This window comes from Gloeomargarita sp., from assembly GCF_053491055.1.
Window position 1 is genome coordinate 1 of sequence record NZ_JBRCEP010000101.1, and the last position, 5,441, is coordinate 5,441.

Sequence of the window (5,441 nt, forward strand, 5' to 3'; positions counted from 1 at the left end):
GGGGGGCCGTACCTGCCACTACTATCCCGTTGTCGAATTTCAACTGCCAGATGGGGAAGGGGTGCGATTTGCAGGTCAGCCTATCGGGTAGGGCAACGGGTAGAGGTGTTGTACCCGCCGGGACAACCGCATGCGGCCCGCCTTCGCACTTTTTCAGAACTTTGGTTTGACCTATCCCCTTTGGGCGTTTGTGGCACCGCACTAGGTGTGGGCACGACCGGTGATTTTTGGGGCAGGCGGGGCGGGACTTGCACAGGCACTGCTGTTTCCAGGGCGATGGGGGCGGCACTGCCAATGTGTGGTGCTCAGGCCAGCTCCGGAGAACGACAGGGACACCCTGAAACAACCATAATCGACCATAATATAGTGGCAGTAATTAGGCACGACCAACCTACTCTGCGTCCTGACTCTGATGCGTGCTTTTCTCCAGCGTTGGCGGACATGGCCGCCGGTCCAAAAAGTCGGTGACTGGTTGGGCTGGCCAGCGGTGCTGGGGGGATTGGTCATGGGCATCGTGCTCACCGGGGTACGCATGGCCGGGGGCTTGCAGCACCTGGAATTGGCCCTGTATGACCAGATGTTGCGCTGGCGACCGGAAGAACCCCCGGACGAACGGGTGTTGGTGGTGGGGGTGACCGAGGAGGATATTCAAAAACTGGGGCAGTGGCCGGTGCGGGACCAAACCCTGGTGGAGGCGTTGCGGCTGTTGTTGGCAGCCAAACCGCGGGTGATTGGGGTGGATTTTTATCGGGATATTCCCCAGGAGCCGGGCAGTCGGGCGTTAAACGACCTGTTGGCTAGAGAAACTAACGTAATTGCCGTATGCAAACTGGGGGATGCCAACGGTCCAGGGATCAAGCCGCCACCGGCAATCAGTCGGGGGGAAGCGCCGCAGCGGGTGGGGTTTGCCGATATTGTGGTGGATGCGGGAGGAACGGTGCGCCGGGCATTTTTGGGCGTGCAGGTTGACCCCCGGTCGCCCTGCCCAACGCCGAATGCCTTGGGGGTGCAATTGGCCCTGCGGTTTTTGCAAGCAGAGGGGATGCAACCCCAGCAGGCTGCCGATGGCACGATTCTCTTAGGGCGAGGGGAATTTCGGCGTTTGACGGCCAATGCGGGTCCGTACCGGGGGGTGGACGACCGGGGCTATCAGGTGTTCCTGAATTACCGGGGGGCGCGAAAAGCGGTGGCGCAGGTGACGCTGAGGGAGGTGTTGGCGCAACAGGTACCCCCCCGGTTGGTGCGCGACCGGATCGTGTTGGTGGGAGCGACGGCGGCCAGTGCCAAGGATGACTTCTATACCCCTTACAGCGCCGGGTTGCCAGAAGACCAAAAGATGCCGGGGGTGGTGATTCACGGCCAGATTGCCAGCCAGATTATCAGCAGTGCCCTCGACGGGCGGACGCAGATTTGGTACTGGTCAGAGGGACTAGAAACCCTGTGGATTTTTCTCTGGTGTGGCCTAGGCGGCGTGATTGCTTGGCGGTTGCGGCATCCCCTGCACCTGATCCTGGGGTTAACGGGGGCAGTGGGGGCGGGGGTCGTTCTGGCGGTGGTGTTGTTTACCTGGGGGGGCTGGATTCCCCTGGTGCCGCCGGTGCTGGGCCTGATGAGTACGGGCATGGGCGTGCTAGCCTACATTGCCTACGAAACCGACCGGCAACATCGCTTGGTGGCCGCGAAGGTGGCCCAGCAGGAGGAACAGATTACCATTTTGCAAAACCTGCTGGAATCCACCCAGGCGACAGCAGCGGGGAATTTGGGGGTGCGGACGACCCAACCCAGCCGCCAGGAGGAGGGGGTGCTCGGCGGACGCTATCAGGTGGTCAAGGTGCTCGGCGAAGGGGGATTTGGCCGCACCTATTTGGCGCAGGACACCCAACGTCCGGGACGCCCCCCTTGTGTGGTCAAGCAGTTGAAACCTGCCCGTTCTGACAGTCACTTTATGCAAGTGGCGCGCCGGTTGTTTCATACCGAAGCAGAGATTTTGGAAATTCTGGGGCGGCATCGGCAGATTCCCCAATTGTTGGCCTATTTTGAGGAAAATAACGAGTTTTATCTGGTGCAGGAATTTATCCAGGGAACGCCCCTGGACAAGGAATTGGTGCCGGGGCAAAAAAAGGATGAAACCTACACGTTAAATGTTTTGCGGGGCATTTTGGAAGTGTTGGCCTTTGTCCATGAACACAAGGTCATTCACCGGGATTTGAAACCCGCCAATATCATTCGCCGCGACAAGGATCAGCGGTTGGTGCTCATTGATTTTGGGGCTGTGAAACAAATGCGACCGAAAACGGGGGAAACCGCAGCGGATTACACTGTGGCGGTGGGCACGCGCGGCTATGCGCCCAGCGAACAAATGGCCGGACGGCCGCAGCTAAATAGTGATCTTTATGCGGTAGGCATGATTGCCATTCAGTGTTTGACCGGGTTGCCCCCGCGGGAATTGGAATTGGATCAGGATACAGGTTTACCCCGCTGGCGACAGCACGCCCCCCAAGTCAACCCTCGCCTGGCCGATATTCTGGACAAAATGGTGGCCTATTTCTACACAGAACGCTATCAGACAGCGCTAGAAGTCTTAAGGGACTTGAGGCCCCTCTTATAGGACATGGCGGCAGGGATTGGGGTCACGGCCAAAGGATGAAATCACTACCGCATCTTTAATGGTTTTTTTAATAGTTTTTATGGGTGACAATTACCCATAGACATCTCCCCATTTGATGACCCCCAGCAAGGCATGGTTACGCTTAGCAGGGCTGCAAGGGCGTTGTCCACCCCCAACCGCCGAACGTTAAAATTTGTATAATGTTCCCTATCTTGTGAAGCCATCGTCACCGTTCTCGGCTGAACGGCTGCGTATTGTGGGTGCAAAGCGGCGATTGTTGGGGTTACGGGCGGAGCAGTTTCGCCATCCTTGGGACCGGGAAGCCACCCAGGCGTTGCAGCAGGTGCCGGGCTTGGATGCGTTGATCCGGTTGACGCTGGGTACGGCGGCCCAGGAATGGTTTTACCTGGAAAATATGGCGACGGGGGTGCAGGTAGGCCCCAACCAACTGCCTTGGCTGTACGAATTACTGCAAGAAGCCTGCCAAATTTTGGATATGGAAGTACCGCTTTTGTACATCCGCCAAAACCCCCAACCCAATGCCTACACGCTGGCGGTGCGGGGCGCGCAGACCTTCATTGTCTTGCATACCAGTTTGATTGAGTTGCTGACGCCTGCGGAGCTGCAGGTGGTGATGGCTCACGAATTGGGGCATGTCAAGTGCGAGCATGGGGTGTATCTGACCCTGGCGAATTTGTTGGTGTTGGGGGTGGCGCAGATTCCCACCTGGGGGTTGTGGTTGGCGCAAGGGTTGCGGACATCGTTATTACAGTGGTTGCGGTGTGCGGAGTTGAGTTGCGACCGGGCGGCTTTGTTGGTGGCCCAGGAGCCGCAGGTGGTGGTGAATGTTTTGATGAAGTTGGCGGGGGGTTCCCCAAAGTTGGCGTCCCAGTTGGACGGGCAGGCGTTTCTGGCCCAGGCGCGGGCCTACAGTCAGCGGGGGTGGAGTTGGTTGAAAACGACCCGCACCTTGCCGTTGACCCATCCTTTGCCGGTACTGCGGGCGCAGGAGATCGACCGCTGGAGCCAAAGCCCGGAGTACTGGCGATTGGTGGCAGGCGGGGAAAATTAGGCTAAACTTAAATAAATGTAAAAATTCGCAAGGTTGGGGAAGGGGTCGTGAGCCAGCGCCTGGGGGTGTTGTTATTGAATTTGGGGGGACCCGAGCGGTTGGAGGATGTGCGACCGTTTTTGTACAACCTGTTTGCCGACCCGGAGATTATCCGTTTGCCCTTGCCCTGGTTGCAAAAGCCCCTGGCCTGGTTGATTGCTACGATGCGGCACCGGCGTTCCCGGGAAAACTATCGGCAGATTGGCGGTGGTTCCCCGATTCGGCAGATTACGGAACAGCAGGCTCAGGCGCTGGCGCAGCGATTGCAGCAACTGGGACATCCGGCGCGGATTTATATTGGGATGCGCTACTGGCATCCGTTTACGGAGGAAGCCTTGAGCCAGATGGAGCGGGATGGGGTGGACAAGGTGGTGATTTTGCCGCTTTATCCCCAGTATTCGATTAGCACCAGCGGTTCGAGTCTGCGGTTGTTGGAACGGTTGCGGCAGGCGGGGACCTATTTGGCGCGGATTGAACATACCGTGATTCCCTACTGGTATCACCGGCCAGGGTATATTGAGGCGATGGTGGATTTGATTCGGCAAACCTTGGATCGGCTGCCTGCGCCGGAACATGTGCATCTCCTGTTTAGCGCCCACGGTGTGCCCCGCAGTTATGTGGACAAAGACGGCGACCCCTATCAGGAACAGATTGAGCGCTGTGTGGCCTTGATTGTGCAGGCGCTAAACCGCCCGAATGCCTACACCCTTGCCTACCAGAGCCGGGTAGGGCCGGTGGAATGGCTGCAACCCTATACCGAAGATGTGATTCCCGAATTGGGGGCGCGGGGCGTGCGGGATTTGCTGGTGATTCCCATCAGTTTTGTCTCAGAACACATCGAAACCTTGCAGGAAATTGACGTGGAATACCGGGAGTTGGCCCATCGCAGCGGCATCATTCATTTTCATCGTGTGCCGGCCCTGAATACCCATCCCCGATTTATTCAGGATTTGGCCGAAGCTGTCATCCAGGCCAGTACTGCCCCCCCGGTGCTGCTTAACCAAGTGATCAATCTGCAAAAACCGGTGAAAATCTACCCGCAAGAACGCTGGCAATGGGGGTTAACGCCGACTGCCGAAGTGTGGAATGGCCGGTTGGCGATGCTGGGTTTTCTGGCGTTGTTGGTGGAAATGATTGTCGGTTGGGGGCCATTGCATCTGGTCGGTTTGATGTAAGGACCAGGTTTGGGGTGGATAGATTAATGCCGTCTAATACACATTCATTTCAGACGGGTCAACACCAAGTTCTGTTGATTTTTTATCTATAGTCATTTCAAACAAGTTTGCGACATGCGCCTTTACCTGAAAACCCTGTCCTGGAAGGGGATACAGTGATGACCAGTGCCTCAAAGTGTTGCATTTTCCTGTGAAACGACTATATAAGCGAGAAGATTGATTTGCTCTAAAATTGCATTAGAAAAGTATGCAAACATTTGATTTCTACGCCTTTGCAAAAAATGCTTGAGCCTGTAAGCGTATGAAAATATGTTCATTCGGTGATGCGGCATTGGTCATCGAGTTTGGTAAGGAAACTTCGCCAGAGATACGCCAACGTATCAGGGCAGTGATGGCACAGCTGCAGACCTCGCCATTCAAGGGCTTTATTGAAGCCATTCCAGCTCTGACAAAACTGACCGTGCTATACGACCTGCAGCAGACCACCTACCTTGAAGCGGAAATGCATGTATCAAAATTGCTGAACATGTCTTCAGCGGCAAAGCCA

At 56.5% G+C, this 5,441-nt stretch carries 4 protein-coding genes; all 4 read left to right on the forward strand.

Annotated features, from left to right (window positions below):
* Positions 1-412: 412 nt before the first annotated feature.
* The gene (locus ACWISF_RS11210) at positions 413-2,608 is read left to right on the forward strand and encodes a CHASE2 domain-containing protein (protein ID WP_448381669.1); all 2,196 of its coding nucleotides are present in this window, start codon (positions 413-415) and stop codon (positions 2,606-2,608) included.
* A gap of 256 nt (positions 2,609-2,864) precedes the next feature.
* The gene (locus ACWISF_RS11215) at positions 2,865-3,680 is read left to right on the forward strand and encodes a M48 family metallopeptidase (RefSeq protein WP_448381670.1); all 816 of its coding nucleotides are present in this window, start codon (positions 2,865-2,867) and stop codon (positions 3,678-3,680) included.
* A gap of 47 nt (positions 3,681-3,727) precedes the next feature.
* Positions 3,728-4,894, forward strand: a complete 1,167-nt coding sequence (gene hemH, locus ACWISF_RS11220) for a ferrochelatase (protein ID WP_448381671.1) — start codon at positions 3,728-3,730, stop codon at positions 4,892-4,894.
* Between the two features lie 301 nt (positions 4,895-5,195).
* Positions 5,196-5,441, forward strand: a 246-nt coding sequence (locus ACWISF_RS11225; RefSeq protein ID WP_448381672.1) for a carboxyltransferase domain-containing protein, incomplete at its 3' end; no start/stop codon positions are given.